Annotated in this window: 14 protein-coding genes and 1 rRNA gene; 13 read left to right on the plus strand and 2 right to left on the minus strand. The window is 45.7% G+C overall.

The window, feature by feature from the left end; genetic code table 11:
* Positions 1-496 precede the first annotated feature (496 nt).
* Positions 497-2425, plus strand: a complete 1929-nt coding sequence (locus AC2TDN_RS24495) for a 3'-5' exonuclease (RefSeq protein ID WP_482069465.1) — start codon at positions 497-499, stop codon at positions 2423-2425.
* A 152-nt stretch (positions 2426-2577) separates the two neighbouring features.
* Positions 2578-2955 (plus strand): hypothetical protein, encoded by a 378-nt coding sequence (locus tag AC2TDN_RS24500; RefSeq protein ID WP_482069464.1) that lies wholly within the window; start codon positions 2578-2580, stop codon positions 2953-2955.
* Positions 2956-3036: 81 nt separating this feature from the next.
* Here AC2TDN_RS24500 and AC2TDN_RS24505 read toward each other — a convergent pair whose 3' ends face one another.
* Positions 3037-5427, minus strand: a complete 2391-nt coding sequence (locus AC2TDN_RS24505; protein WP_482069463.1) for a lamin tail domain-containing protein — start codon at positions 5425-5427, stop codon at positions 3037-3039.
* A gap of 269 nt (positions 5428-5696) precedes the next feature.
* On the opposite strand from AC2TDN_RS24505, the gene AC2TDN_RS24510 reads away from it, so the two are divergent.
* The 4 genes from AC2TDN_RS24510 to AC2TDN_RS24525 are packed head-to-tail and all read left to right on the plus strand — an operon-like array spanning position 5697 to position 13395.
* Positions 5697-6743 carry a Wadjet anti-phage system protein JetD domain-containing protein gene (locus tag AC2TDN_RS24510; protein WP_482069462.1) on the plus strand — a complete coding sequence of 349 codons (1047 nt, stop codon included), beginning with the start codon at positions 5697-5699 and terminating at the stop codon, positions 6741-6743.
* Entirely contained in the window at positions 6731-8254 is a 1524-nt protein-coding gene (locus tag AC2TDN_RS24515) for a replicative DNA helicase (RefSeq protein ID WP_484690493.1), read from the plus strand. The genes AC2TDN_RS24510 and AC2TDN_RS24515 overlap by 13 nt, the downstream gene beginning before the upstream one ends.
* Positions 8241-8996, plus strand: a complete 756-nt coding sequence (locus AC2TDN_RS24520; protein ID WP_482069460.1) for a DUF6063 family protein — start codon at positions 8241-8243, stop codon at positions 8994-8996. The genes AC2TDN_RS24515 and AC2TDN_RS24520 overlap by 14 nt, the downstream gene beginning before the upstream one ends.
* A complete protein-coding gene (locus tag AC2TDN_RS24525; protein WP_484690494.1) occupies positions 8980-13395 on the plus strand; it encodes a coiled-coil domain-containing protein in 4416 nt (1471 codons plus the stop codon). The genes AC2TDN_RS24520 and AC2TDN_RS24525 overlap by 17 nt, the downstream gene beginning before the upstream one ends.
* Before the next feature lie 353 nt (positions 13396-13748).
* Here the strand turns inward: AC2TDN_RS24525 and AC2TDN_RS24530 are convergent, their stop codons facing one another.
* Complete coding sequence (locus AC2TDN_RS24530; RefSeq protein WP_484690495.1) at positions 13749-19091, minus strand: M4 family metallopeptidase; 5343 nt, start codon at positions 19089-19091, stop codon at positions 13749-13751.
* Between the two features lie 383 nt (positions 19092-19474).
* On the opposite strand from AC2TDN_RS24530, the gene AC2TDN_RS24535 reads away from it, so the two are divergent.
* The 7 genes from AC2TDN_RS24535 to AC2TDN_RS24565 all read left to right on the plus strand — a co-directional run.
* On the plus strand, positions 19475-20179 hold the full coding sequence (locus tag AC2TDN_RS24535; RefSeq protein ID WP_484690496.1) for a response regulator transcription factor: 705 nt from the start codon (positions 19475-19477) through the stop codon (positions 20177-20179).
* Between the two features lie 18 nt (positions 20180-20197).
* Positions 20198-21628: a sensor histidine kinase gene (locus tag AC2TDN_RS24540; RefSeq protein WP_484690497.1), complete on the plus strand. Its 1431-nt coding sequence runs from the start codon at positions 20198-20200 to the stop codon at positions 21626-21628.
* Positions 21629-21724: 96 nt separating this feature from the next.
* Positions 21725-22483: an ABC transporter ATP-binding protein gene (locus AC2TDN_RS24545; protein WP_482069455.1), complete on the plus strand. Its 759-nt coding sequence runs from the start codon at positions 21725-21727 to the stop codon at positions 22481-22483.
* A 5-nt stretch (positions 22484-22488) separates the two neighbouring features.
* The gene (locus AC2TDN_RS24550) at positions 22489-23565 is read left to right on the plus strand and encodes an ABC transporter permease (RefSeq protein ID WP_484690498.1); all 1077 of its coding nucleotides are present in this window, start codon (positions 22489-22491) and stop codon (positions 23563-23565) included.
* Entirely contained in the window at positions 23558-24832 is a 1275-nt protein-coding gene (locus AC2TDN_RS24555; RefSeq protein ID WP_484690499.1) for an FtsX-like permease family protein, read from the plus strand. The genes AC2TDN_RS24550 and AC2TDN_RS24555 overlap by 8 nt, the downstream gene beginning before the upstream one ends.
* A gap of 256 nt (positions 24833-25088) precedes the next feature.
* Positions 25089-26399, plus strand: coding sequence for an anti-phage deoxyguanosine triphosphatase (locus AC2TDN_RS24560; protein ID WP_484690500.1), 1311 nt, complete (start codon positions 25089-25091; stop codon positions 26397-26399).
* Between the two features lie 302 nt (positions 26400-26701).
* Positions 26702-26775, plus strand: a 16S ribosomal RNA gene (locus AC2TDN_RS24565); the annotation flags it as partial.

A 26775-nucleotide genomic window follows, 5' to 3' on the forward strand; every position in this document is an offset into this window, starting at 1 on the left:
TATCAACAGGCTTATGAGATTGTGAGTCAGTTTATTCAGGATTATAACCTTATCCGTATTCATGGCAGCATCTATGACTTATCCCCTTATGAATATAGGGAGGCAGTCAAGCAAGGAATGGTGGTGCCGAAAAAAGTTAAAGTCTGATCAAGTTCGAAACGTTCATTTTAGAGTAAATGGCAGAAAATTAAAGCAATTTTACGATCGACATCGAATAAGAGGTGCAGTGTCCACAATAAGGGTGTTTAACCGATTGTTTCTTTTTCATATCTTGTTCCCCTCCGTTTGATTCATTTCATCTAAGAGAGGGATGTACTATCCAAGTCTTAATAGGGGCTAAATAGGTATTACAGACCAGATAGAAGGGCGAGCCAAAATAGGCTGCGCCTTTTTTAAATTCGCTCATCTTTCCATTCCCCTATTTTCTCCTACCAATCCCACAAAGATCGTTTATACTTAAACGAGCTGAAAAAAATCGAAGTGGAGGTGACAAAGGATGGCGTATATGGTTCCGGAGGTTATACGGACGAGCGCGACTGCCGGGGAACGGCTATTGTTTCGGACGCTGAAGGAGCATTTGCCGAGCGATTATGTGGTTTATTTTGAACCAGAGATTCAAGGGAGCCGTCCTGACTTTGTCATTATAGGCCCCGATCTAGGATTAGTCGTTCTGCAGGTGAAGGATTATACGAGGTCAGACTTATTCGAGGTTGGCCGAGATGAGTGGCTGCTTCACGGTTCCGGCGGACAAATAGAGAGCGTTATGAACCCTTATCAAGAAGCTAGGGAGAGCATGCGCCATGTGGTGGGCGAGCTTAAGAAGGACGACAGTCTCATACAATGGGATGGCAAGTTTCAAGGAGAGTTAAAGTTCCCGCATGGCTTCGGAACGGCTTTTATGCGGATGAAGCAGAAGGATTTTATCGAATATAGCTTATACGAAGTCATTGCACAGCAATTTGTGCTTTGTCGTGACGAGATCGATTCGGAAGCTGAGAGCTTCTCCACCGATTCCCTGATTGAAAAGATTCATGGCATGTTTACGGCATGGAACAGCAAGCGGCACATTTTATCGCAAGAGGAAATTAAATCGATTCGCAATCACCTCATACCTGAGGCGAGGTTAAGCGCAGAATTTCGCCAGCCAAGTAATCAGAAGCATCAGGAGCAGTTTGTGCTTTCGCTTCAAAATATGAAGGTGCTGGATCTGCATCAGGAAAATATGGCAGAACAGCTCGGTGATCGCCACCGACTCATTCGCGGCGTGGCAGGAAGCGGGAAAACGCTTGTTCTCGCCAGTCGTGCCAAGCATCTGGCAAACCTTCATCCGGATTGGAAAATTCTTGTCCTTTGCAGCAGCATCGCTTTATCGCAAAGCCTTCGGCAAACGATCGACCGGAGGATGGAAGAACCGGAGGATCTGCTGGACTGGATTAGGCTGGAGGAGCAAAAGGAAGGCAAACCTCGCCAGCAAAACGTCGAAGTCTATAACTTTCATGAATGGCTGAAAAAAGCGCTGAATGCCCGGGATACAGATATCCCCTCTATCATTAGCAAACTTTTGAAGAAGGAAGCGATTTTTCCTACGTATGAAGCGATTCTGATTGACGAGGGTCAGGATTTTCAACCGGAATGGTTAAAGCTGCTTAGCTGCTTGCTTAATCCGGTTACGCAAAATCTGCTGCTGGTAGAAGATCGGGCGCAAACGTTTATGAAGCGCAAGTCGAGCTTGCTGCAGGACACGGGGCTTGATTTTCGCGGTCGGTCGCGTATTCTTTCTATTAATTACCGCAACACGGCCCAAATTGCCCAGTTTGCATGGGATTTTTATCAGCGGCATTCACTTTTCCAGAACAAGGTGAAGCTAGGCTCTACGAAAGGGGTCGAGATTATCCCTCCTCAAAGCACCCGGAGAATGGGTCAGGAGCCGTCGATGAGCCGGTGCACCAGCTTTCAGGAGGAGCTGCGGGGCGTGATGGCGCAAATTCGGTATTTGCATAACGACCATAGGGTTCCTTTATCTGAGATGGTCATTTTGTATCGCGTGAAAAATAACTATTACTCCTCCTATACGGATACGATCCGCAGAGCGCTTAAGGGACAAGGGCTAAAGGTGAATTGGATCACGGACAATGCGGATGCCGATCAGGAATTTAATAGTTCCGTAGATGCGATTAACGTATCGGATATTGACAGCGTGAAGGGGCTCGATTTCCGTGCGGTCTTTATCGTAAATGCCGAGAATATGCCTTTTTCGCTTGAAGAGGTCGAGGAACGCGAGGTGTCGCTGTTTTATATCGCTATGACACGTGCACTAGACTGGCTTTATATTTCCTACAGCGGGGATTCGAAGTTTACGCTTTATTTGGACGAGGTTCAGCAGAAGCATCAGGAGCAACAGCATGCCGTGAAGAAGATGGGATGAAGAAGTGGATCATTCCAGATGAAAAAACTGGCTGTCGAGATTATCTCTTGGCAGCCTGTTTCATTATATGCCCAGTATGGATGTCATCTCTAGGATATATGGACATAAGAGATTAGGAAATTTTAAATAGAATAGTAAAGAGGTGAATTCAATTGTCCAGCAGTATGACGCTGTATATCGCAGAATCGGTAAGCGAAGAGAAAATAACGGATATGATCATTCGAATAAATGGAAGAAAACAAGAAATAGCCGGTCAGAGACAATTTCTATTTAGCGCTGAAGAAGCAGTTATCTGGCTCTATTATCGTGATCAGCTCGATCTTGATCAAGAGGAGTACGAGATGTTCAAGTCGCAATATCATTTTGTACCAAGAACAGCTCTACATGCAGACATAAGCAGCGTTGATAACAGTGAAGCATTGGCGCTAACGGTATTAAAAAAACTATCAACAAACTTTGAATACTATGTTTTGTTGGATGAGAATTATCGAAATCTAAAATCGAAATCTAATACGAACATATCAGACTGAATTATACGGTTCCCCATATTTACTAGATGCCAACAGAGAAAAACAGGCTGTCGAGATTATCTCTCGGCAGCCTGTTTCAATTCAGTTGTAGATCTGAACATCATCGATATTGATTCGGCTGCCAGACGTACCGGATACGAGTATGCGGAAGCGAACGCTGGCATTCTCGTTTACAGTAATAGTCTGGACAGCTAGTGTAGAAGAGCTTGAAAAGGTTCCAGTTACATCCGTCCAGCTCGTGCCGCTGTTTACGGATTTTTGCAGCTTCCAGACTGCGCCTGTGTCTGTGCCGAAGGCTGCATGGCTTACTTTTACCGTTTTGGCACCTGCAGCATTGAAGTTCATCGAGATTGATCCTGCTGATCTAATACGAGCTGCTTGCAGCCCATTTTTCTTATCCGTGCTAAGGTTGCCGATTAATGCATTATCCATATTCCATGATCCGCTAGATAATGCGACATTACCTGCGGTATAAGAACCCTTGCTACCGCTCTCAAATGTTTCATTTAATATCACAGTAGAAGCAGCCGTAACCGTGACCGTAAAGGTTGTACTTACCGAGCCTCCGTTCCCGTCAGCGGCCGTAACCGTGATGGCAGCAGTGCCAGCAGCCAGCGGATTAATTGTGAGCTGTTTGCTAGCAACACTAACCGTTGCAACCGAGGTATTGCTCGATACAGCCGATAGGGTTAAGGCGTTGCCATCAGGATCGCTGAATGTATTCGTTGCATCAATAGTCAACGCGCCGCTGCCGACTGCAATGCTCCGATTCGCAATCGCATTGGCGACTACCGGCGGTTGATTGGACGAAGTGATCGTGTGGCTGCCGAGATTAGTGAAAGTATTATTCGCCAAAGCATCCCACTGTGCTGCAGCGTAAGTGGTTGTACCGGCTGTAATCGTGCTTTTGCGAACGAGCGTTTTGTCCGTACCAAACGAGATGCCTGCAGTACCGATCACATCGAGGTTTGTTCCATTCTTGCTCAATGTGACGGAATCATCGCCATTAAAGCTCAAATTATTGGATAGCAGATCGGCTTGCGACAAAATGCCAGCGGCCGCGCTTGGATTCGCTACTACATACACGTCGCCGCTGGCGAGCGTTCCGCTTAAATTAATAGCTGTTCCGACATTAGATGAGATAACGGAATATCCAGATAAGTTCAAGCTAGAGCCGGTACCGTTGTAAATCTCAACCGCTTTGTTGTTGCTGCTGCCTTCGATATATTCAGAGAAGAAGACTCCCGTACCTCCGCCCCCAGGCTCCCCACCTCCAGTGCCATAGCCGTATGAGCCAGCCTTGAACGTTGAAGGGTCATACCACTTGTAGCCCGCAGCTGGCGCAGACCAAGGCTCGCTTTGCGGCTCTGTGGATGTCTGTGGATTTTCTATCGCTAGAAGCGGCGTAGGTTGGTCAAGCGTAAGTCCGCTCACTTGATTCAAGCTCGTGTAGCTCTCCTGCAACGCAAGCCAGTTCACCACATTAACGAGAAGAGTCGCATCATCTTGCTCTTGAAAGCCGGCGTAGGTTGTTTTGGTACCGCCCGTTTCTTCCCTTTTGTACTTTGGTGTGGCGTCTTCTACCGGAGAGGAATCGCCAATGAAGGCAGCTTTGCCTGCGCCTACTTTGGACACTGCAGCATAAGGTCCCTCTGCAATTCCTCCTCCCGCATACACGCCCTGATCGACTGCCGGACCCCATTTTTCGGAGGTAGCAGGCAGGTATACAATTCCTTTAGCTTTATTAGGATCAATAATAGCGAGCGTTGAACCGGCATGCATGGCTACTGTAGAAACGCCGGCTGTAATATTGAAGGCTTGAGCTGGGGCTACAATCTGATTAGCCGTTACATTGCCAAGCGCGTTGTACCGGAAGCGGACTCCAAAATTAGAGCCTAGCCAATCCGAGCTGACTACGCCGCTCATCGCTGCGGAGCTGCTTTCTTCGGCATTCATTCCTTGTGCTGGATTGCTCCATGCGCCGCGGCGGTAGCCGTTAAACGCCTCCGAGGAATCCCAACGGTTCTTGTTGCGGTCAGCATTATAATGATCCGCTATAAAAAAGATACTTCCGCCATTTTGCACATATTGAAGCATCGCTGCTTGTTCCGTCGCCTTATATGGAATGTTGGCTTCACCGACGACGAATACATCATAATTGGAAAGGTCGCTTAGGACAATCGGCGTTGATTTACGCAGTTCCTTGACATCATAACCCTCATTTGCCAAAGCATTGCCAAAATCAGAGAACGCTCCATCGATTACCCAATCCGCTGCACCAGCTGTTTGAGCATGTGTATTATCGAAAAGCACTTTTTTTCCGTTAGCGGTGCCAACATGCAATATTTCGGGAGCCGGATCATTCGGACCCTCTGCATGGGCTTGTGGTACAAAACTGATACTGGAGAATAGAACACTGAAGCTTAGAGCTGTAGCTAGCAACAAACGAGACCATGGATGTCTAGCAATCATTAAACTCATCTCCTATCTAGTAATTTTTGCGTACCTTGTACACATGAACATTCTAGCATATGTAAATCTTTCCATATAATAAGGTTTTATGAATGAAGATAAAAGGGTTGGGAGAGTTGGTTACGCATCTCGAAGCTTTCAATCACTAGCTGGGATGGCTGTAATGAAAGATTTTTCAAACGATACAAGTCTTCCAGTGTTTATCCGTGTCGTTTGTGTATTAATTTTTGTTATAATAGATCTAAATTTGTCATTAAAGGTGTGGAAATATGCCTATCAAGCAGCGACTAGAAGATTATCTGAATCAGCATAAAAAACAGACGGTTACGTTATCTGAGCTGGAGGAGCTATGCTCGGATTTTTCCATTAGCTATCAGGAGTTGGGAGCTGTCCTTTTGGAGCTGGAGGCAGGTGAATCGCTGCAGATGGTGAAGGCGCAGGGACGAAACCGAAAGCAGCCGTCACTCGCTTATCACTATCGGATAAACAAGAACAAGCTCAAACGAGATATGCATAGGCTGCTGCAGCTAGCGAGGCTGCAATTGCATCCGCTTATTCGAATCGATGCTTATTATAGTCTGCCTATGGAAGCATGGCTGCGGGATGAGCCAGCAATCTGGCAGGTGGACGCATATTTGCGAAGGGAATCGTTGCCGCAGGAGCCGGTTCCTGCGCCTGAACGCAGCTTTGAACTGGTAGGGGATGAGAAGTGGATTACGGAAAACGGCGGCATGGAGCTGCTTGAGCGTATCGGGCTATGGGATTCGATGAGCATCATTTCGGTTGCAGACCCGTTGATGCTCGCCTTTAACCCGGAGCAATCCGGGCGAGCCGTGCAGTTGCATCTTATTGTCGAGAACAAAACGACCTATCAGGGACTGCTTCCTGTCTTGCCTTCTTCGGACTTTACTACCTTAATCTACGGCTGCGGGAAGAAGATTATTAAGAGCATCGAGCTGTTCGAGCTGCAGCTGCCCTTGCCGAGCGCTGAGCATTGTTTTTATTACTTTGGCGATATTGATCATGAGGGCATTAATATTTGGGCTTCGCTGAACGAAAGAGTGAGGTCGCTTTACCAATCAGAGGTTAGGCTGGCGCTTCCCTTTTACCAGGCATGTCTAGCAAAAGCGTATGTATTCGGCAAGGAAACTCACCGACGGGATGAGCAGGCAGCCGAAGCGTTTCTCTCCCGCTTTGCCGAGTCTGAGCAGCATATCATTCAGAACTGTCTGGCATACGGGGGATATTATCCTCAGGAAATATTGAAATCAGTGGAGCTGAAGGAGCTTTGGAGGACGGCCTCATGGAAAACATAGATATTCATCAGCTTACGAATGGCTTCAGTGACCGCATGACCAAGCTTGCTCTATTCGATCCCTTGTTTGAGCTGCGGGGCAAGCGAAGGACTGATCGACGGCAGCAGCCTGTCGATATGATGGAGCTGGGCTTATTGTCGCTGCTGTTCTTCTTCGAGCAGAAGCTGATTCGCAATAGCAAGGCCGGCATTAAGGAACTGGCACAGTATTTGTATCGAGCAACTAATAGCGTCTATGATTTTGGAGAGGCGGAGGCGGAGGAGCTTGCGCGGCATATTGTACAGGTGTTTCGGCCCGCATCCGGCAAGAAGCGGGATTTCTCGTATTTCAACTGGGAGACGAAGCAGACTGAGAAAGCGTATATCTCGATTCTTCGCGCGAATGCCTTCGATCTGAAGACGAATACGCAATACTATACGCTGGATGAGGACGGGCTAGAGCTTGTTTTTGCGACTAAAGAGTTTTATATGGAATTTCAATTATCCATTCATCAATTGGTTCTGCGCAAGCAACTGGAGAAGGGTGAGTTTCTTGGCGCCTTGCGTCAAATTAATGAAATGAGGGTGGATGTAGAGTCTCTACAGGAGCGAATGCAGAAGCTTGAGCATGAAATCAAACGCAACATCGTATCCGAGGAAACTTTCAACCGTTATAAATTGCTTCTCGACGACATTTATTCACGCCTGAACCGGGAAAATGAGGAGTTCGATGAGCTTCGGCAGTTTATTAAGGAAACGAAGGATCGTATTCAAGCGGAGGCTGCTCGAAGCAAGGATCAGAGGCCTTATGAGCTGATTTTGAAAATAGGAAATGAGCTGGAGTCGGTACATGGCGAGCATACGGTGCTGTTCCGTCAAAGCATGGAATTAAAAGCACATGCTTTATCCGCAGCGAAGGAATCTCTTTATTATACGGGGCTTAATTCCTTTAACTTCGAGCAGGATATAGCTTCGCTGATTTTTAGCGTGCCGCTGCCGCTTGAGAGCATGAAGGGGATCGTTGCGCCTTTATTGCAGGTAGAGCAGTCAAAGCAATGGTCGCTTCTGACCGTTTGGGCGGAACAAAATATTCAAGATGAGCAGGTCGGCTCTGCCAGGGACAACAGCTTTATGGATCCTCAGACGGAGGAGCAGAGCGAAGCTTATGTAACAGAGCGGAAGCAAGCCTTTTCGTATTATATGGAATTATTGCTTGATCTGATGACAGAAGAAAGACAGGTAGATCTGTCGCGAGTCGTGGAACGGTTGAAGGAGCTTCGGAAGGAAAATATTTTTGAGAAGCGGTCCTTTTATGATTTCTGGCTCGTATTGCATCAGCGCAGTCCTATTCAACCAGGCATACAAGATTCAACGGATATGGACAAAAGCCAGTGGTTGGAGTCTGTTATGGGCATGCTTGGTCAGCGGACTCTGTATGTGCGCGAGGCGAAGTCGTTATTGAAAGTGAATGACCGATTTACGATTCAGAATATGCTGATGTCATGGGAGGAGGATGAGAATGGCGATCGATAATGCTGTGGTGATGAAAGCTTTCCGCATGTATGTGCAGCTGGCTCGCGATACCTATGCAGGGAAAGAGCTGCTGCAGGAATATGTGGCAGATGATGTATTGCGAGGGATTGTGGATCAATTCGCGCGCGAGGTGGATTGCGTAACGGTGGTGGCAGGAGAACAGCTTTATATGATACCGGAGGCGCGATTATCCCCTTTTCATTTGAGCAATGATTATATTAAAAAACATTATATGCGAACGAATGCGGTCAATGCGGATCTTTATTTGATGTATGTGTGCATCATTGTTCTTATCGGCGCTTTCTATGACAGCTACCAGACGCTGGAGCCAACCCGAAGCTTCCTGCGGCTGGATGAATGGACGGAGCTGGTGAATGAGCGGATCGCCATGCTGGCGCAGCATCCGGAGGAAGAATTAAAGGCGATGGAGAAGGAGTTTTCTTACCACTGGACCTCCATTATTGAGAAATGGGAAGCGATGGATGATGTGAAGGAAACGGCGCAGCGCCAGAGCGGAAATACGATTAGCCGAGTCAGCTTTATCGATACGGTCAAGAGATTTATGCTGGCGCAGGAGCTCGTTCAGGATATTGGAAATCAGGAGCTTGCCTTGACGGAGAAATCTAAAATCGTTGTGCAGCGATATTTTATGGAACTGGAGTATAATCGCGGCGTTTTGGAGTTTCTCTATCAATTCGAGCATAGCAGAAAGGAGGCCTCCAGCCATGCCGGCAATCTCTAAAATTCGCTTTACGAATGTTGTCTATGAGGACGGCAATAAGCGTTACAACGACGAGGTGTTTCAGTTCGACGGTCATAATGGAGCGATATTGCTGGAGAATGGCGGAGGCAAAACCGTATTCATTCAGACGGCTCTCCAAGCGGTGCTGCCGCACAGCGATCTTGCGGGGCGCAAGCTTAAGGAGACGTTTTCGCTGGAAAACGGTCCGGCGCATGTGGCGATTGAGTGGATTCTTCATGAGCGGCCAAGGCGGTATGCGGTAACCTGCGTCACGTTGTTCTTGTCTGCGTCAGGTTTAGATTCGCTTCGCTATGCTTACGATTATGCGGCCCATGATGTAGATGCAATTGATGAGATTCCTTTTGTCCGGAGCGTACAGGGCAAGAAGAGGCCAGCCGAAAAGGGCGAAATGCAAGATTATTATCAGTCAATGACAGCTAAACGAATGAATGCTCATACATTTTCAACGATTAAGAGCTTTCATCAATATTTGGAGGAGCAACTGCAAATTATTGCAGCAGAATGGGAATGGATTGCAAAAATTAATCAGACGGAGGGCGGAATCGAGCATTTCTTTGATGAATGCAAGACGACGACTCTCTTATTCGACCGACTGCTCATTCCAGTTGTCGAGGACTCGATGTCCGGCTATTCCGAAGGTAAGTTTGCCGAAGCCTTTGAATCGCATCGCAAGATCTTCAAGCGGTATAAAGAGCTGAAGGAGGAGGTAGAGGAGAATGAGCGGATTTTGGCAGAGCTGGATATGTATGTGGCAGCCTACGAGAAGCTAAATGACAAGCAACAAACCTATGCGTTGCAGCAGTCGGAAGCCAAAGCTTACTGGCGCTCCGCCCATGAACTAGAGGATGCGCAGCGTAATTCGCTTTCGCAGCTTGATCAGCAGATGCAGCAATGGAGCAATCGCAAGGATCAACTGCAACGCCAGAAGGATTCCCTGCTGATCGCGAAGGAGCGTCAAGAGCTTGAGGCAAGCATGCAAATGGCCTCGCTGGTCGAAGACGACAAGCAAAGCGTGGATGATCAAAGTAAGAAGATAGATCAGCAATACTATTCGCTTCGTTATGCCGATTATCGTTCGCAAAGCTTGGCAGCTAATGAGGGTCTACGCTCGGCGGAGGAGCAATTGCTGCAGCTCGGGCAATCGGAGGATGAACGGGAGCTGGGAGCTGCCTGGGACAGTAATAACGGACAGCTGCGTTATGTGCTTGGCGTCTTGGAGGAGCAATTGAATTCAGAGAAGCAACGATTGGAGCAGGCCATTAAGGCTCATGGCGAGAAGCTTGCTCATGAGGAGCAGCGTTTGACGGAGCTGAAGATTGAACTGCGTGCTTGTGAGGATCGAAGCCTTGAGCTGAGGGCAAGCGAGAAGGAAAAGGAAATTCAGCGTACGGATATCTGCAAGGAGATTCTCGCTAATCCGGCGATGGAGAAGGTGGAAGACAAGCTGGCCTTCTGGATTGCAAGGCAACAGGAGCTGGATGAATGCAGCGTTTCTCTTGCTCAAAGAAACAGGGAGATTGTTAAACGTAAAAGAGAGCAGCAGGAGCTTGCAGCGCAAATACAGGCAGCTCTTCGGACGGAGGTTGAATGCCTAGGAGGCTTGGAGACAGAGCTAGCCTCACAGCAGCAGGCTCATCAAGCAGTGCTCTCAGAATTACGCAAGCTCCGCCCAGCCTGGGAGAAGCTGCAAGCCGTTTATGAACGACAAAACTCTATTGAACGACAGCTGGAGGAGGAAGCTGAGAAGCTGCTGAGCGACAAGGAGCGGCTATTGCAGCAAGAGCGTTTAACTTATCGTTTCGTGGATGATTATGCGGGGCAGGAACGTTTCTTTGCAGACTCCTTTATTGCGAATCTGATCCAGAAATGGTCCAATCAGTTCGCGGTGCTTACAACGGGTATCGAATATATAGAGAATATCCCATTGACGGAGCAGGAGCTGCCCTCCTCGTTGTGGGCGTTGACGCTCGTTACGCTTGAAGCGGATAAAGCAGCTCTGCGCAAGAAGATTTCCTCCTTTGCGGCGCAGCTCCAATATCCGATACGAATCCTCTCGACGGAAGAAGCAGCGAGACTCGTTAAGGGCGATGATCTAGAGTCTATGCAGCTATGGGTGGAGCCTGAGCATTGGGCGAAGAATGCGGAGAGGGCTTCGTTCGAGCAGTGGCAGCACGAAGCGATGCAGATGGCGGAGAGCGCTAGACAGGAGCGCATTGCGCAAGAGGAGAAGCTGACGAGTTGGCATGATGCGAAGAAGTTGTTTGCGCGCTTTATTCAGCAATATCCGTTTGAGCAGGTGCAGCAGTTGGAGAAGCTCGTCATCACGGCGAAGGAACGCGTTCGCCAGCTGGAGCGTGAGTATGAGCAGCTTCAGTCCTTGCTGGAGCAGGACGAGGCTGTCCTCGCACAAAATATGAGAAAAATCGAAGAGCAAAAGGATGAATACAATCAGCTTAGCCAGTGGCTGGCACAAGCTCAGAAATATATGAAGCTGGGTAAAGAAATGGCTGAGCTGAGTAAGCTGCTTGCGGACATGAAGGAGCAAGCTGCAGCTCTTGGCGTAAGGGCGGCAATGAGGGAGCGGGAATACGCAGCACTGCAGGAGCAGCTTTCGGAGCTTAATCGTGAGCTTCAGCAAGTCGAGCATGAGCTGACTGGCTTGCGGGCACAGGAGCTGTATGCGGAGGTAAGCGAGTTTCTGCCGCTTGCAACGGAGCAGCGCCTTGAGCGCTTGAAGGAGGAGAGACGTCGCCTGGTTCTGAGGAGACTGCAAATGTCTGAGAGCCGAAGAGAGCTGGAAGCTAAGCTGGAAGCCGCTAAGTCCAGAAAGGGCATGCTGGAGAACGAAATGGCGCGATTGCAATCCGAGCGGTCGGATTTATTGCTTGAGCTTTCGTTTCCTTTGAACGGCAAAGCGCGGATGGATGAGCTGCTCGGTGACATGCAGCAAATCAAGGATAAGCAAAAACGGCTAGCGAGTGAATATGAGCAAGCTTATCAGAAGTTTACGCGGCAGGAGGAGAGAGTGAGGCTTCTTCTGGAAAGGTATACAGCTCAGCATCGAGGTGAGCAACCGCTGCTGTTTCACGAGCGGTTGTCGTCTGTGGCGGAGGGGCTTGAAGCGGAGGAGGATAGCTTGTCGACAGAGAAGCGCGATCTTGATCGGCTTGGCAAGCTGCTTCATTCACAGCTTGAGAATATTCAGAACGCGATAAAAGAGCTTATGCCATTCAAGCTGCTGCATGGGTTCGAGAATCCTATTATTGCGGCAGATGACTTGACTGCTGAGGCAAATACGGAGTTCAGCTACAATCATGTCAGTATCGTTAAAGCGGTAACGGAACGGCTGGCTTTCTGCTACCAGGGAGTGGAAGAGGAAAGTGAACGGCTGAGAAAGGCGCGTGACCGATTTAAAGCTTTTGGCCGCAAGCATATTTTTAATGTGAAGCTGCGGGAAATGGCGGAGCAGGGCGTTGAGCAGGCTGCTACCTATGGAGAAATTGTTTCATTCCACGAATCGATGCAGAACCGGATTCACCATGCCAATCATATTGCCGAGGAAACGATGAGGACGGATAACCAGCAGCTTGAGCAATTTATTGTGCATGTCCATTCTCATGTGAAGCAGGTCGCAGTGGAGCTTAAGGATATTCCTAATAAGACGAGGGTGAAAATAGACAACGAATGGAAGCCGATTTATACATTCACCATTCCCGAGTGGGAGGAGCAGGACGGAAAGGGCGCCATTCGTCAGCATTTGGATTGGATTACCTCGCAACTGGAGAACGAGAAGTATTGGAATGACCAAGGACAAGCGCAGGATGCTGCGGTCAAAAAGGATTTGAGCAAATGGCTGGATACAAAGCAGCTGCTTCAGGTTATTTTGAAAGATAAAGCAATGAAAGTTACCTGCCGCAAGGTAACGAACGAGAACACGCTCACGAGGGCTGCCTATTCATGGGAACAATCGAATAATTGGTCTGGCGGAGAGAAATGGAGCAAGAATATGACGCTGTTCCTCGGGCTGTTAAATTATACAGCAGAGAAGCGTCAGCATATTAAGTCTGGCATGAAGAGGCATCGAGCCGTTATACTTGACAACCCATTCGGCAAGGCTTCCAGCGACCATGTGCTGAGTCCGGTATTTTTTATCGCGGAGCAGCTTGGTTTCCAGATTATCGCGCTCACAGCGCATGCTGCAGGAAAGTTTCTTCAGGATTATTTCCCAATCGTTTTCAGTTGCAGGTTGCGTCAAGCAAGCGGAGCAGGCAAGCAAATCATCACGAAGGAAAAGACGATCAATCAAGCTTACTTCCGTGATCATGCACCCTTGTCTATGGAGCGCTTGGGTGATGTGACCCAAGTGGAGCTGTTCTAGCGGGCGCTCGTCCAAAGCTGGCCGTTTCTGAAGGCTTTAATTGTGTTTCTGCGGATGTTGAGAAATTCAATAAGTCTTTCTCGTTTAGCGTTGCTGATCGAGCTCTGTAGAGTAATCTGCAGAGCTCTTTGTTTATCCGAAAGTTGACAAATTCTCTTCCTGTGTATGGCTGCTGGGAAATACCGATCGAGAAATTTTTTATGCTCAATTAGATAGAAAACAGAAAATTTTGAAGATTCAGAGAACGTTATCGCAACGCTAGTGATGACAGATTTCATATTGGAAAATAAAGAACAAAAAGACCATCAGGGTTTTCATGAAGATCCCTGATGGCCTATCAAATCATTAGAGAATTAGTTAATAAATGCTAAATGCTGAAGCGTTCTGCGAAGCGCAACTGTCGCTTGGGCTCTAGTAACGGGTGCAGCCGGCTCGAATGTACTTGCAGTGACGCCTTGCATAATGCCGGCTGCAAGCATAAGCTCAATATCCTTTGTTGCCCAACCAGAAATGCTCGCTTGATCGGAGAACGTAGACAGCTTAATTGCTGAACCGGTACTGGAGCTTGCTTTGTTCTCATGACTTTGAGCAAAGCTGATCGCTCTGCCGAGCATAACCGCCATCTCCTGACGAGTGATCGTGCCATTAGGTGCAAAACTGCCATTGGCGTATCCGTTAATTAACCCGGTATTAGCCGCAGCTGTTACTGACCTTGCATGCCAATCCGTAGAGCGGATGTCGCTGAAGCGATTACCTGCTATCGGCAGCGAGAGGCCTAATGCTCGAACAAGAATCGCTGAAAACTCAGCACGAGTGATTCGTTTCTCAGGCTGGAATTGCTGCTCCGTAATTCCGAGAACGATTTTTTTGGAAGCCATCGTTTCGATATCGGTGTTAGCCCAATGCCTGGATACATCGGCGAACGTCTTAGAAGCTTGTACCACTGTATATATGCTGTTGTGAGGAGACTTTATATCAACAATGGTTTTCCCGTCTTCTGTTCGAACGGTTGACGGTATGAAGCTTGTCTCTCCCGACTCTGGATCGAATACGAGCGCGGAAAGACGATTAGTAGACTCGGGTTTGGATAACGTTATTGAACGAGTCACATATTGTCCATTAAAATCAGTGATTTCTGTATACGATTCCGCGTTGCCAACCAATAAGCTAAAAGCAAAGGAATCGGTTACCGGTTTATAACCATCATCTGATAGGGACTTCTTAACTTGGCTCAAAAGCGTATTGTCAGGTTTTTCAATCGTTAGCCGCACTGTTAGATTGCTCGTATTGACAGTATTTCCGAGTGCCTTCTTTAATGAATCCGTATGAAGGAGCTTGATCGGAAGCTCATAGGCAACTGAATTATTTCCTACGACGAGTACGGTCTCAGGTGCAGCGGTGTTAGCTTCAATAAATAGTGACGCAGGCAATTCAAGCTGCAGGTTATCGGCCAACTGACTGACCTTAAGCAATACTTTTGGAACAGTTGGTTGCTTTTGATCCTTTTCAAATTGCTCTGCTCCCGCTTGGGCAGACTGAATAGCAGTCTTGAGCTTGCTTACGTCAGGTTTTAATTGCAGTGAAGCTTCTCCTTGTGGGCTTGTTTTCAGATCAGACTGAATACTACCGGCATCAAATGTAACAACTGGTGTACTATTATCCGGTGCTTTTTCGGGTGGAATAGCACCACCACCTGGAGCTGGCCCCGGACCTGTTCCTGGCCCCGTACCTGACGCTGGTCCTGGTCCTGGGTTAACTGGACCTGTACCTGGCTCTGGATTAACTGGACCAGTGCTTGGGCTTGGACCTGGATTAACTGGACCAGCGCCTCCGCCTGAATCTGGCACTGGGAGACAAGCATTTTGTGTTGCAGGTACGAGCAATTGAACTATACCGGCTCCACTTGAGCTGGATTGTAGAGTGAAATCATTGGTCGATGGTATATAGAATTCCGATATAGTCGTACTATCGCCGCCATTTTCTCTAAGAACAACCAGTAGCTGGTTATCCGCTTGACCAGGTAGAATGTTGGAAATCTTGTGAGACAGGACCTGCTCATCAAGCAGCTCAAAGCTTGAATATTGATAAATACGTAGAATATTATCATTAATGGTATAAAACTTATTTTGATTTAGATCGAACACAACATCCTGAAATGCTGCAATCGATCGGACATAGGTCATATCCTCTAGCCTACTTTTACTGCTATTGAAAATTGTACCAGCACCATTAAATATAAATTTGCCATCCGGCGAGACGCGCATAAACGTTGACATCGAGTAGTCGCCATGATAAGGCGAGTCATAGTAGGCAGGCGTAAACTGGCCGGTGTTATCAATAGTGTAAGCAGAAATATCCCGTGGGGATACATCGGTAGTAATGGTATATAGTTTACTTTGTGACGGGCTCAATTGGACAAAAGAGGCATGTCGGATCATTGCCCTTTGAATAACCTTTCCTGTATCCCGCGAATAAGAATCAAAAAATGTCCATTGCCCCGATCCAGAAGTGATATATATAATCCCGTTGTTATCTACAGCAAGATCATAAGGATCGGTATTCACATTGAATTTTTCTTTCAGCTTAAGCAGGCTGGCGTCGAGAATAGCTATTGTTCCGGTTTGCTCTTCTTCCCACCAATAGGGACTGTGATTCTTGTGTATCAAGCCAACAAACAGCTCGTTATTCCGATAAAACAATCGCTCTGGTTGATAGTCTAACGTAATCGTTTTTATTTCACCCGTTTCCATATTAGAGGAGATGACCTGCTTGCTGTTTTTGAAAATCGCATAAATGACAGGTTGATCGGGGTGCTTAATCACCTGCTGCAATGACATTCCGAAATGGAACCAGCCATCCCCTGTAAGCGGAATTGCAGCTACAGTTCGATTAATAACGGGCTCATTATGGAAGCCTGTAATCGCATTGTCATTCAAGTCCCTGATTTTCATATCGGGATCAAATGGCTTGAAAGAAATAGTTACCTTATCGGAAGCAATTACTCGTTCAGCAATAGTAAGCGTAATTTTTTTGGAGAAAGTCTGGATGTTTTTAACATCAACTTTCCTGTTATTAACCATTACCTCAAATGCGGCTTGTGGGGTGAACTGGGTCCTGATATATTCATCAAAGTTCAGAACGAGCTGAGTGCCGGTAATTCTAGCTGTAGTCAATTTAGGAGGCTCATTATCATTAGCTATAAAATATCCGAAGTTCCAGTCTTGTCGAACGTTGTATCCGCTTGTGGATTTGACGTTTGATACTTTAATTCGGTAAGCATTGTGGGATACGAGCTTTGAAGTAGTTAATACTACTTTATTCGGTTGGAGGCAATCGATCAGTACGCCTGTAACGATAGGATTCGGTATTGTGGAATTGATAGATTGCAGCTCATAGTTTGCTATGTTGCTCAGTGATCCCACATTCATCGCATCATCAAAGGTTAGTTCAATAGCGGTTTCGGATTGCGCAAAGCCGTAATAAAGTTTGGGGCTTGCTGAATCACGAATACATGTTACCGTCCATTGCTGCGGTGTACCATCCTGCGCGGTAACCGTATAGACCTGTGGGCTAATGAAGTTAACGTTATCTGTTGGAGCTCCGCTTAGAGTTGCGCCTTCAGAGACGCCAATATAAAGATTGAGCGAATTAATATCATCATCCGCCTCAAGATAGAAGGTAACCGTATGGAGAACCGGGTCTATGATGGCAGGTCCAGACTGTTTTTCCGCATGGAATTCCGTAATATCATTCATAGCACCAGGATCCTTGATCGAGCCGGAAATACTCCAAGGCTGATCGATTCCGCTCGCTGATCTGACGGTATAAGTCACAGGCGTGGAGAAATCTTGAGGCACATCCATGGCCGGAGTCAGTGTTGCTCCGGGTGATACGCTTATAGCTGGAATTAAGCTTTGCAAGCTGCTGCCGAATCCAATTTCGAAGGCAATTGTATGTGATTCCTTATTAATAATGGGAGAACCGAGCATACCAGGCACTTGGAAGGTAACAATGTTATTTTCTCCATTTTCATTGTCTAACCCTACAGCCTTCCATGCGCTTTTTACGATCTGTACAACCTCAGCTTTTTGAATATCGTTTAGCTCCAAATCCTCAGCCGATAAAACAAAAGCATCTCGTGCGTCGGCAAAATCGGAGGTCGGCGTTAAATAGGATGTCATGGCGCGATATGCGATTTGTCCAAGCAACGTTTTGCCATGACCTTGCAAACCAGAGACGTTCTCAATACCAGTACCAATTAAGTAGGCTGCATGGTTTGGAATACCGCTATTCGTATGAACACCGCCGTTATCATGCTCTGCATCCTCTGGCAGATTTACATAACCCTTCATATGCGCTGGCTGCGGTGTTAGACCACGGGCTGGGTTCTGAAGATCCCGCAGCAGCCGGCTTCCTTTAATAATACCGGTGTCTTCCCCGATTATCCAATCTTCCGAATCAACAACAACAGCCATAATATCAGCCAGCGATTCATTTAAGGCGCCGGATTGGCCTACATATTCAAGATTCGCAGTGTACTCGATAACGCCATGTGTCATTTCGTGGGCGACCACATCAAGTGCACAGGATAAGCATTCGAAGGTACTGCTTCCGCTGCCATAAATCATTTGGTATCCGTCCCAGAATGCGTTATCGTAAGCACCAAAATTAACAAAGTTAACGATAGAGGATCCATTGTTATCGAAGCTGTTTCGCTGCAGTTGATTAAAGTAGAAGTCGTAAACTAAACCGCTGTTGTAATGAGCATCTACCGCTTCAGGATCATTAAAGGTAGTGGAAAAGTTTGATATAGGACCGTTGAAATAACGCTGAAAATCATAAGTAGCAATGACGCCGCTTTCTCGATCTGCTTTGTACATCGACTTCGTTTTATCCAGAAGATAGTAACGACCGTTATCTTTGGTTACGTTCAAGGTTCTAGTTTCATTATAATAGCCTTGCCCCGTCCCAATCTCGTTTGTAGCATGGACCATTTTGCTGAATTTTTTTAAGACAGTGCCTGTATTGGCATCAACGAATCCTACCCAGCGGTCAAATGACGGGTTGATATATTCGATTTCGATGCGATAAGCAAGAACGTATGAATCATTAAATGGATAAATGATTAGCTCGGTTTTTGGTTCATCCAGTTTTCTTGGTCCGAAATTTCCACCTAGAGAAATGGTTTCGCCTATCGTGCTTTCGATCTCTGCCTTTAAGGCGTCGATAGCTTGATTGGAATCAAGCGAGGGTGCGATGTCTAGCGTTAACTGGCTTAGTTCAGGAGAGGACTGATTGGTGATGGCGTATATTTTTTGACTTGTATCCAAATGTGTGCGGATATACATGCCATAAACGGGTATTCCTTTGTAATGCTGCTGAAGGAGGTAATGCTCATTGCCTTCGGAATCCTTTTCTTTATTGACTACTTGCAGGTCACTCTTAGGCTGCTCAAAGCCGAATAGATTTGTCTTAGAGGAAAAATAAGAGATCATTTCAGAGTTAGAGCTAATTTTACCAGAGAGATTTCCTTGCAGTAAGCCCGGCGGTTCAAGTGAGTCGTTAGGAGCACTAGGAGAATCGCTGCTGATGGGAAAGGAATTATTAGCAGAAATAGTGGGATTACTTGTACCAACTAACGTTAGAACGAGAGAAAGTACCATTAGCAGGGCGATTTTTGGAATAAAACGCGACAACGGTTAACAGCTCCTTTTTTTGTAGAAAATCATTTATTAAGAAAACTAGGTAAAATTTACTAGTATTCTATCACTATATTATAGAGATGGTAGTATTTCAACGGATAATTTCAAATATTAGCTTTGTTTAAGATTATGAAAAATGAGGGATAAACACTAGAGTTTTTAGCCGATAGTTGACAAATTCCTTTATCACCAGCAAGGACACAATTCATTCCAATCAGGCATCAGCCAAATGGGGATACTCTGTCTTCATTGTGATTCCCATCATGCATAATACGTTTTATAAAGGATAATGCTGGAAGCTGTCGAATAAGTTGCATGATCTATTAAACAATTATCAGTTAATCATTCCTGATTGAATTCGTATTGGAGAGCAAACGATGAATCAACCGCGCAAAATACTCATTGTTGAAGATGAGCAGGATATTTCCCGTATCATTAAGGATTATGTAACGATAAACGGCTATGAGGCACTTATTGCTGAAAATGGGAAAGACGCTTTGCGTGCCTTAGATAGCTGGCAGCCGCATTTTATTGTTTTGGATATTATGCTTCCGGATGTGGATGGCATTGAGCTTTGCCGCCAAATTCGCCAAAAAAGCCACAACCCCATCCTTATTCTAAGCGCGAGAAGCAGCGATACGGATAAGGTTCTTGGCCTTGGCTTTGGAGCGGATGATTATATGACCAAGCCGTTCTCTTTGAGCGAGCTGATCGCTAGAATAAATGCCCATTTACGTAGAATGGACAGCTTCGGAACGCCGAGCCCTCAAGAAGACCGTCTGAGCTTTGGCAATATCGTGATCGACAAGAAGGCGTATAGGGTAACGGTGGATGGCAAGGAGATCGCTTTGTCTGCCAAGGAGTTCGAGCTGTTATTTTATTTGACTAAGCATAACAATCAAGTGTTCTCCAAGAGTCAACTGCTCGATGCGATTTGGGGCTACGCGGAGTATGGAGATGAAAGCACCATAACCGTTTATATTCGCAGAATTCGAGAAAAGATCGAAGCAGACCCATCAAACCCTTCCTTTATAAAAACGGTCTGGGGTATAGGATATAAGTTCAGCCTGGATGACGCGTGAGTGAGATAGGAGAAGCTGATGTATTTAAATAGTTGGTTTAAAACGTGGTTTACGGCCGTATTTATTTGTCTTGCTATCATAATCGGCTGTGGTGCTTCCTTGGTTATCGACAGCTATAGGAGCGAGGATAAGGCGGATTCTGTTTTCGTCATTAATCAAGTACGTTTAAAGGTTAGCGAAATCATGTTATATCTGGAACGGCATCATGCTGAACTGCAGGATGAAACAATTGGCACTGCTCTGCAAGAGATGAGTAAAGCTAACGATCTATCCCTCTTGTTTGCGGAGCTGGACGGCGGCATTCGCTTCAGCACCTTTTCGGGCAACAATGCCAAATCGAAAGTTGATGTTAGAACAGCGCTTCACTATGATTTATACACCTCTAAAGTACAAAAAAATAAGTTTAAAATTGCTTTTCCAGTAGTAGATGAACAAACAAACCAACAAATCGGAAATGCTATTTTTACAATACCCGCAAGCATTATCGAGAATGAACAAGCCCACGATGTACCGCTTATCCGTATGATTATCATCCTTTCGATTATAATCCTTTTAATCACCCTGCTAGGCTTACTTCATTTTAAAATCAATCGCCTGATTATCCGTCCCGTTCATAAATTAAAGGATCATTCTGAAGCGATTTTGAAAGGCGAATACGAGCAGAGGGCCGAGTATGGAAGATTGGATGAGATCGGCGAGGTTTATGCGGTTTTTGACCAAATGCGTTTGGAAATTAAGTTCTTGAGCGAGCAGCGGGCAGAGCAAGAAAAAGCACAAAAAGAGCTTATTGCTAATATTTCGCATGATATTAAAACGCCGCTTACAACGATCAAAGCATACATCGATGCAATTCTCGAAGGCGTAAGTCCCAATATGGAATCGGTGATGGGATATGTTGAAGTGATGCAGACGAATACGGATAAAATGGCGCGGCTTGTAGAGGACCTCCTCCTGCATGCCTTAAAGGAGCTAGGCCAAATATCTATTCACCTGACCGAGCAATACAGTCAAAGCATGCTGTCGACCATTATCAAACCGATTAGTCATTATGTTCGCTCTACGGGTGTAGCTTTCATAGAGCCGCCGGAAATTGCGAATGTGCTCGTTCAAGTTGACGCTAATCGTATAGAGCAGGTTATTTCCAATCTCGTTGCGAATGCGTTAAAGCATACGACTGCGGGCGATTCGATTCGGATGAGCGTCGAGCTTGAAGAGGGGAGCCTGAATGTAACGATAGCAGATACAGGCAAGGGAATTCTTCCGCAGGACATGCCGTTTATTTTCGAGCGTTACTTCAAAGGACAACAAAGTACCAAGCCGCAGCAGGAGGGGAACGGGCTGGGGCTTTCGATCTGCAAGCACATCATTGAGGCGCATAGAGGAACGATTTCTTTTAAAAGCATAAAGGATCAAGGTACGGTATTTCGTTTTTCCATTCCCATTTGTTAAGCAGATGCTGTAATACTTTATTAATAACTTGATAAGTATTTATCTACAACGGCCCCTTACAATGACTAGATAACAGCAATAAGGGAGGGCTTAGCGGTGTCCAAAAAAGCAATTATTCGCGCAGCGAATCTATGCAAAACCTATTCGACCGGAAGCGAGCAGTTTCATGCGCTCCGCAACATTGATTTAGACATTTATGAAGGAGACTTTACCGTCATCATGGGCAATTCGGGCTCCGGGAAGTCGACGCTGCTCTATCTATTAAGCGGACTTGATCGTGTAACGGCTGGCGAGGTTTATTTTCGAGAGCAACGCATTGACCAATATAACGAGAAAGAGCTGGCGCAATTTAGAGCGAAGAAAATCGGTTATATTTATCAAAGCATTAACTTGGTGCCCGACCTTACATTGTTCGAAAATATCGTAATGCCCGGTTATGTTGCGGGCTATCGCAAAAGTGAATTGAAGAGCAAAGCGCATCTCCTATTAAAGCAGCTGGATATCGAGGCATTAAGCAATCGCATGCCAGCGCAAGCCTCTGGCGGACAGCAGCAAAGAGCAGCTATATCCAGAGCGCTAATTAATTCACCTGACGTTATTTTTGCAGATGAGCCTACGGGGAGCTTGAATTATGATCAAGGCGTGGCAGTGCTCGATATTTTAACGAATATGAACCGTCAAGGCCAGTCGGTCGTCATGGTGACCCACGATATTAAAGCAGCTTGCAGGGCAGACCGGCTTATATTAATTAGAGACGGCAAAATAGGCGGCATCCTATTGTTTGATAAATATGACCAAGCGAATATTTCGGAACGCGAGCATATCATTTTCTCCTATGTGGCGGGGAAGGAGTAAACGATATGTATGCCGTATGGTCGCTTTGTTACGCTCATTTAAGGAAAAAGAAGCTGCAGAACGGGATAATCGCTTTGTTAATCTTATTATCTACCCTGCTTCTTGCTACATCCGTTACAGCCATTTCAAATACTAAAAATGTGTTTATGGATATTCATCGCAAAACAAATGGCGCCCATCAAGTATTGACGTTGACGAATCAGCTGCATGACCCCCAAATGGTCAAGAGCTGGTGGGATAAGCAGGACGGAGTGCGAGCATCCGAGCTGCTGCCGTACAGAAATTTATCGGGAGCAACCTTTCAGGGGAAAGAAATTGCGAATTTGTTTTTGTTTATGATGAATACACCAGCGATTCCCGCGCAGGTAGAGAAGTTTGTTTTTGCGCAGGGCAACGAAGGGCTAAGTCCCGAGCAAGGGAGCATATGGATCCCTGCTTCGATGGCAAATACCAATGCAATTACGGTCGGAGACAGCATTGGATTTAAAACGGGCGAGCAGTTGTTTGAGCTTAAGGTATCAGCCATAGTGGTCGATATTCCATACGGCGGTCCCTTTTCAACCAGTGCACGGATTTGGATGAACAGCGCGGATTATCATAAGCAGCTCGATTCGATGCAGGGCGAAGACATGTTTATGCTTGGGCTCCGTTATGATGACTATAGTCAGCATAGCCGTTATTGGCGAAGCTTTGAGGATGCTCTTGGCACTCCTTACCTGGAATCCAAAAACGATTTTGAAGCGATCTCATCTTTCTATTTCATTATTAATAAATTGATAGGCTTTGTGATGATTTTTGTGGGCATCATCATGATGCTCGTTGCGTTATATACGATTGGATTTACGATTTCCGATGCCATTCTGTCGAATTATAAATCGATTGGAATATTAAAGTCATTGGGGCTGTCCTCCAAAAAAATGATCGCTATTTATGTGATGCAGTATGCGTTTCTTTCTATTGTTTCTATTATTCCGGGTTTAGCGGTCAGTCATTTTTTATCGAGAATGATAGTGGAAAGCTCGCTTTCATATTTAAAAGCAGGAGATTTATGGGTAACGATACAAGGAAATGATAATGCGTAATGTACAGCCGATGCAAGCTATTCGGTATGGCATGTCCGAAATGGAAAACAATAAGATGATCAAACGGCTTCAAGTCATAAGCGGTGCAAAAAGCGTCTTTGAGCGATTGCCTGTCCCCGTCGTTATTGGACTAAGACCGCTTTTGAAAAATGTGAAGGATTCCGTCCTCATCGTCGTGCTCACAACGATTACGTCAGCGGTGCTGGTTTTGGGGTTTGTTTTGCTAAATAGTATCTTTGCTATACAGCAAACGGCCCCATTGTGGGGATACGATTCCTCTCATGTTGCAGTGACGATCTTTAACAAGTCGGCTTTTTCACGGGCGGATTTGGAGAAGGAAGTGCTGGCTGATCCAAGGATCAAAAACATCGGATGGATGAGTTCGCTGAATGGGGTATTTGCTCCGGATCAGATGACGGGCGCTGAACGAGCTAAGCGTGAATCCATAAACGGGAATATAGATGTCCTTGACGGAAGCTTTGAAAATATGGGGATGGCTGTTTTGAAAGGGTATAACCCGCGGAACAGCAACGAAATTGCGCTTGGCGTCAACGTTGCCAAAAGTCTTGATAAGGATGTTGGCGATGTTGTAGACGTGTATATTGAAGGACATAAGCATACTCTTACCATTACAGGTGTTTACCAAGCCATAGCGAACATGTCTTATTCAGCAAGAATTACGGCGGATGTGGTTAAAAAATATAATCAAAATTATAACGCAGCGGAGCTCTGTTTCATTAATTTGGCCGATAGTAAGCTAGCAGATCAAATCGTTCAGGAGCTAAATACTAAATATAAGGATTCTATTACAGCGGTTACCCAGCAGACTTTATTGGATTCCGTCTATAAGGACGCAGCGACAATTTTAATTTTGCCAATGAGTATCATGGGGCTGTTGTTTGTGGGTGTTACCTTCATGATTATTTATAGCATATGCCGGATGAGCATTATGAAGGAAAGCAAAACCTACGGGATATATAAATCTATAGGCATGACTTCGAATCAAATTAGAAAAGCCATCTCTGCAGGGATCGCAGCGTTTTCTGCAATCGGAGTTGTGATCGGGATAGTTGTAGGTGTTTATGTGCTTCCGATTATATTGTCTGACCTTTTTTCGAGTTATGGCATTGTGCAACTGCCTCTAATTATGGAATGGGGAGGAATCATAGCAGTTGCTTTGTTTAGCGTAATTGCAGCTGGCCTTGGTTCATGGTTATCGTCAAAAGTGATCCGTCAAACATCGCCTAGAGTACTTGTTGTCGAATAACGATAAGGCCGAGCCTCGTTTTTACGCGAGGCTCGGCCTTATTCACACTTGCTTTTAAATGATCAGGATTTATCGGCTTCAATAATCGTCTTAACTCTTTTCATCGTATCGGTAAAATCAACGCCGTCATGATTCCAGACGATTACATCAATTTTTCCCAAACGATAGCGCTCCTTCGAATTCTTCATCTATTGCTTCTAATAAAGTGCATATATTGCTAAAATGTTTCTAAAAGAAACCAGCTGGGAGCGAGCCTATGATTCTCTATAAGCATTCGTCGAATTCATTTTATAATGATGCGGATATTCAAAGGTATGTCGATACGGAAAATGCGAAGCAAAGGGTATCAATCCGAGATGATTTTGAACGCGATTTTGGCAGAGTTATTCATTCGGCTGCGTTTCGCCGCTTGCAATCCAAGACGCAGGTCATAGGGATCAGCGAAGGTGATTTTCATAGAACGCGCCTCACGCATTCTCTTGAAGTATCTCAAATTGCTAGAGGAATTGCCACAACCTTAAATGAAAAAAATAATATATTCAAAGAGTCGGAAAGCAAAATCGACATCTCTCTTATAGAAGCTGCCGCTCTAGCCCATGATTTGGGGCATCCGCCCTTCGGACATCAAGGGGAGCGCGCTTTGAACAAATGCATGAGTGCATTTGGGCTTAACTTTGAAGGCAATGCGCATACGTTTCGGTTATTGACGAATAGAGAAGGGGAATTGGAAACGGGACTGGATCTAACAAGAGCGGCATTATTGTCCATTTTAAAATACCCTGCCAGCATGAAAAAAGTTAATAATCCAGAAATAACGGGAAAACCGCCCAAATGCAGTGTGTTTGAAGAGGACGAGCCAGTGTTCGAGTGGGTGACCCAATGCTTTGCGCCGAAAGAGAGGGCCTGCTTCATGGAGGTCACTGATTTTCAAGCGGGCAAGCATCGGAAAACGATAAATAAAACATTCGAATGCTCCATTATTGAATTAGCTGACGATATTGCTTATGCGACCTACGATTTGGAGGATGCTTTTAAGCTGAACCTGATTCATGTAGATCATTTGAGCGAGATCGTTGAACGGCATAAGTCCATTTCATCAGCTAGAATCGGAGCAGCCCTGCGTATCTTTACGGAAAATAGCGGTTATAAAAGTAAAACGAAGCCGTTTTTCGCGGATTTGGTGTCCGGTTTCATCAATGAAATTGATATCATAGAGCCGCAGCCTTCTTTCTCCTCTAATCGGTTGCGTTACAAAGCGGTTATTGCTGAGGATGCGATGCAGTTATTAGAGGATTTGAAAAGTTTAGTTATAGATCATGTAATTTTCTCACAAAAGGTTCAGACCTTTGAATGGCGCGGCGGCAAAATAATCGAGATGCTATTCGACGCGATGATCAATGATAAGAATCTGCTTCCAGAGGATAGAAAACGAAGATGGCATGGATCATGCGACAAAGTGAAAGCGAGGCTCGTTTGCGACTATGTAGCAGGAATGACGGACACTTATGCGTTAAAAATGTATTCCCGTTTATATGAAGCTGCGGGCGGCAGGCTGTTTGATATTTAATTGTGAAGCAGCAGTGAAAACTGTTGCTTCATCTAATAGATGCAGAGCATTACAACACTTAAAAATAGTTATTTAATTTTTTTCAAAAAAAACTTGCAATACTGGGCCAGTACATGGTATATTCTTATTCCGGCCAAGAAATACACCGGAACGAAAGAAAAAAGATTGCTCTTTGAAAACTGAACAACGAGTAATAACTGCCCTTGCGATTCTAACGAATCGTGAGAAAAAGCGATAAAAAGTAATGAGCATTTCAAACACATGAAGCTTTCTCTTCGACATCGCGTCGAAGCGAAAACTTCCATTTGGAGAGTTTGATCCTGGCTCAGGACGAACGCTGGCGGCGTGCCTAATACATGCAAGTCGAGCGGATCTT

The sequence above is a fragment of the Paenibacillus sp. Y660 genome, assembly GCF_057221575.1.

Coding starts and splice junctions, on each gene's coding strand:
- AC2TDN_RS24495 (WP_482069465.1), top strand. CDS start 497: ATGGCGTATATGGTTCCGGAGGTTATACGGACGAGCGCGACTGCCGGG.
- AC2TDN_RS24505 (WP_482069463.1), bottom strand. CDS start 5,427: ATGATTGCTAGACATCCATGGTCTCGTTTGTTGCTAGCTACAGCTCTA.
- AC2TDN_RS24510 (WP_482069462.1), top strand. CDS start 5,697: ATGCCTATCAAGCAGCGACTAGAAGATTATCTGAATCAGCATAAAAAA.
- AC2TDN_RS24515 (WP_484690493.1), top strand. CDS start 6,731: ATGGAAAACATAGATATTCATCAGCTTACGAATGGCTTCAGTGACCGC.
- AC2TDN_RS24520 (WP_482069460.1), top strand. CDS start 8,241: ATGGCGATCGATAATGCTGTGGTGATGAAAGCTTTCCGCATGTATGTG.
- AC2TDN_RS24525 (WP_484690494.1), top strand. CDS start 8,980: ATGCCGGCAATCTCTAAAATTCGCTTTACGAATGTTGTCTATGAGGAC.
- AC2TDN_RS24535 (WP_484690496.1), top strand. CDS start 19,475: ATGAATCAACCGCGCAAAATACTCATTGTTGAAGATGAGCAGGATATT.
- AC2TDN_RS24540 (WP_484690497.1), top strand. CDS start 20,198: ATGTATTTAAATAGTTGGTTTAAAACGTGGTTTACGGCCGTATTTATT.
- AC2TDN_RS24550 (WP_484690498.1), top strand. CDS start 22,489: ATGTATGCCGTATGGTCGCTTTGTTACGCTCATTTAAGGAAAAAGAAG.
- AC2TDN_RS24555 (WP_484690499.1), top strand. CDS start 23,558: ATGCGTAATGTACAGCCGATGCAAGCTATTCGGTATGGCATGTCCGAA.
- AC2TDN_RS24560 (WP_484690500.1), top strand. CDS start 25,089: ATGATTCTCTATAAGCATTCGTCGAATTCATTTTATAATGATGCGGAT.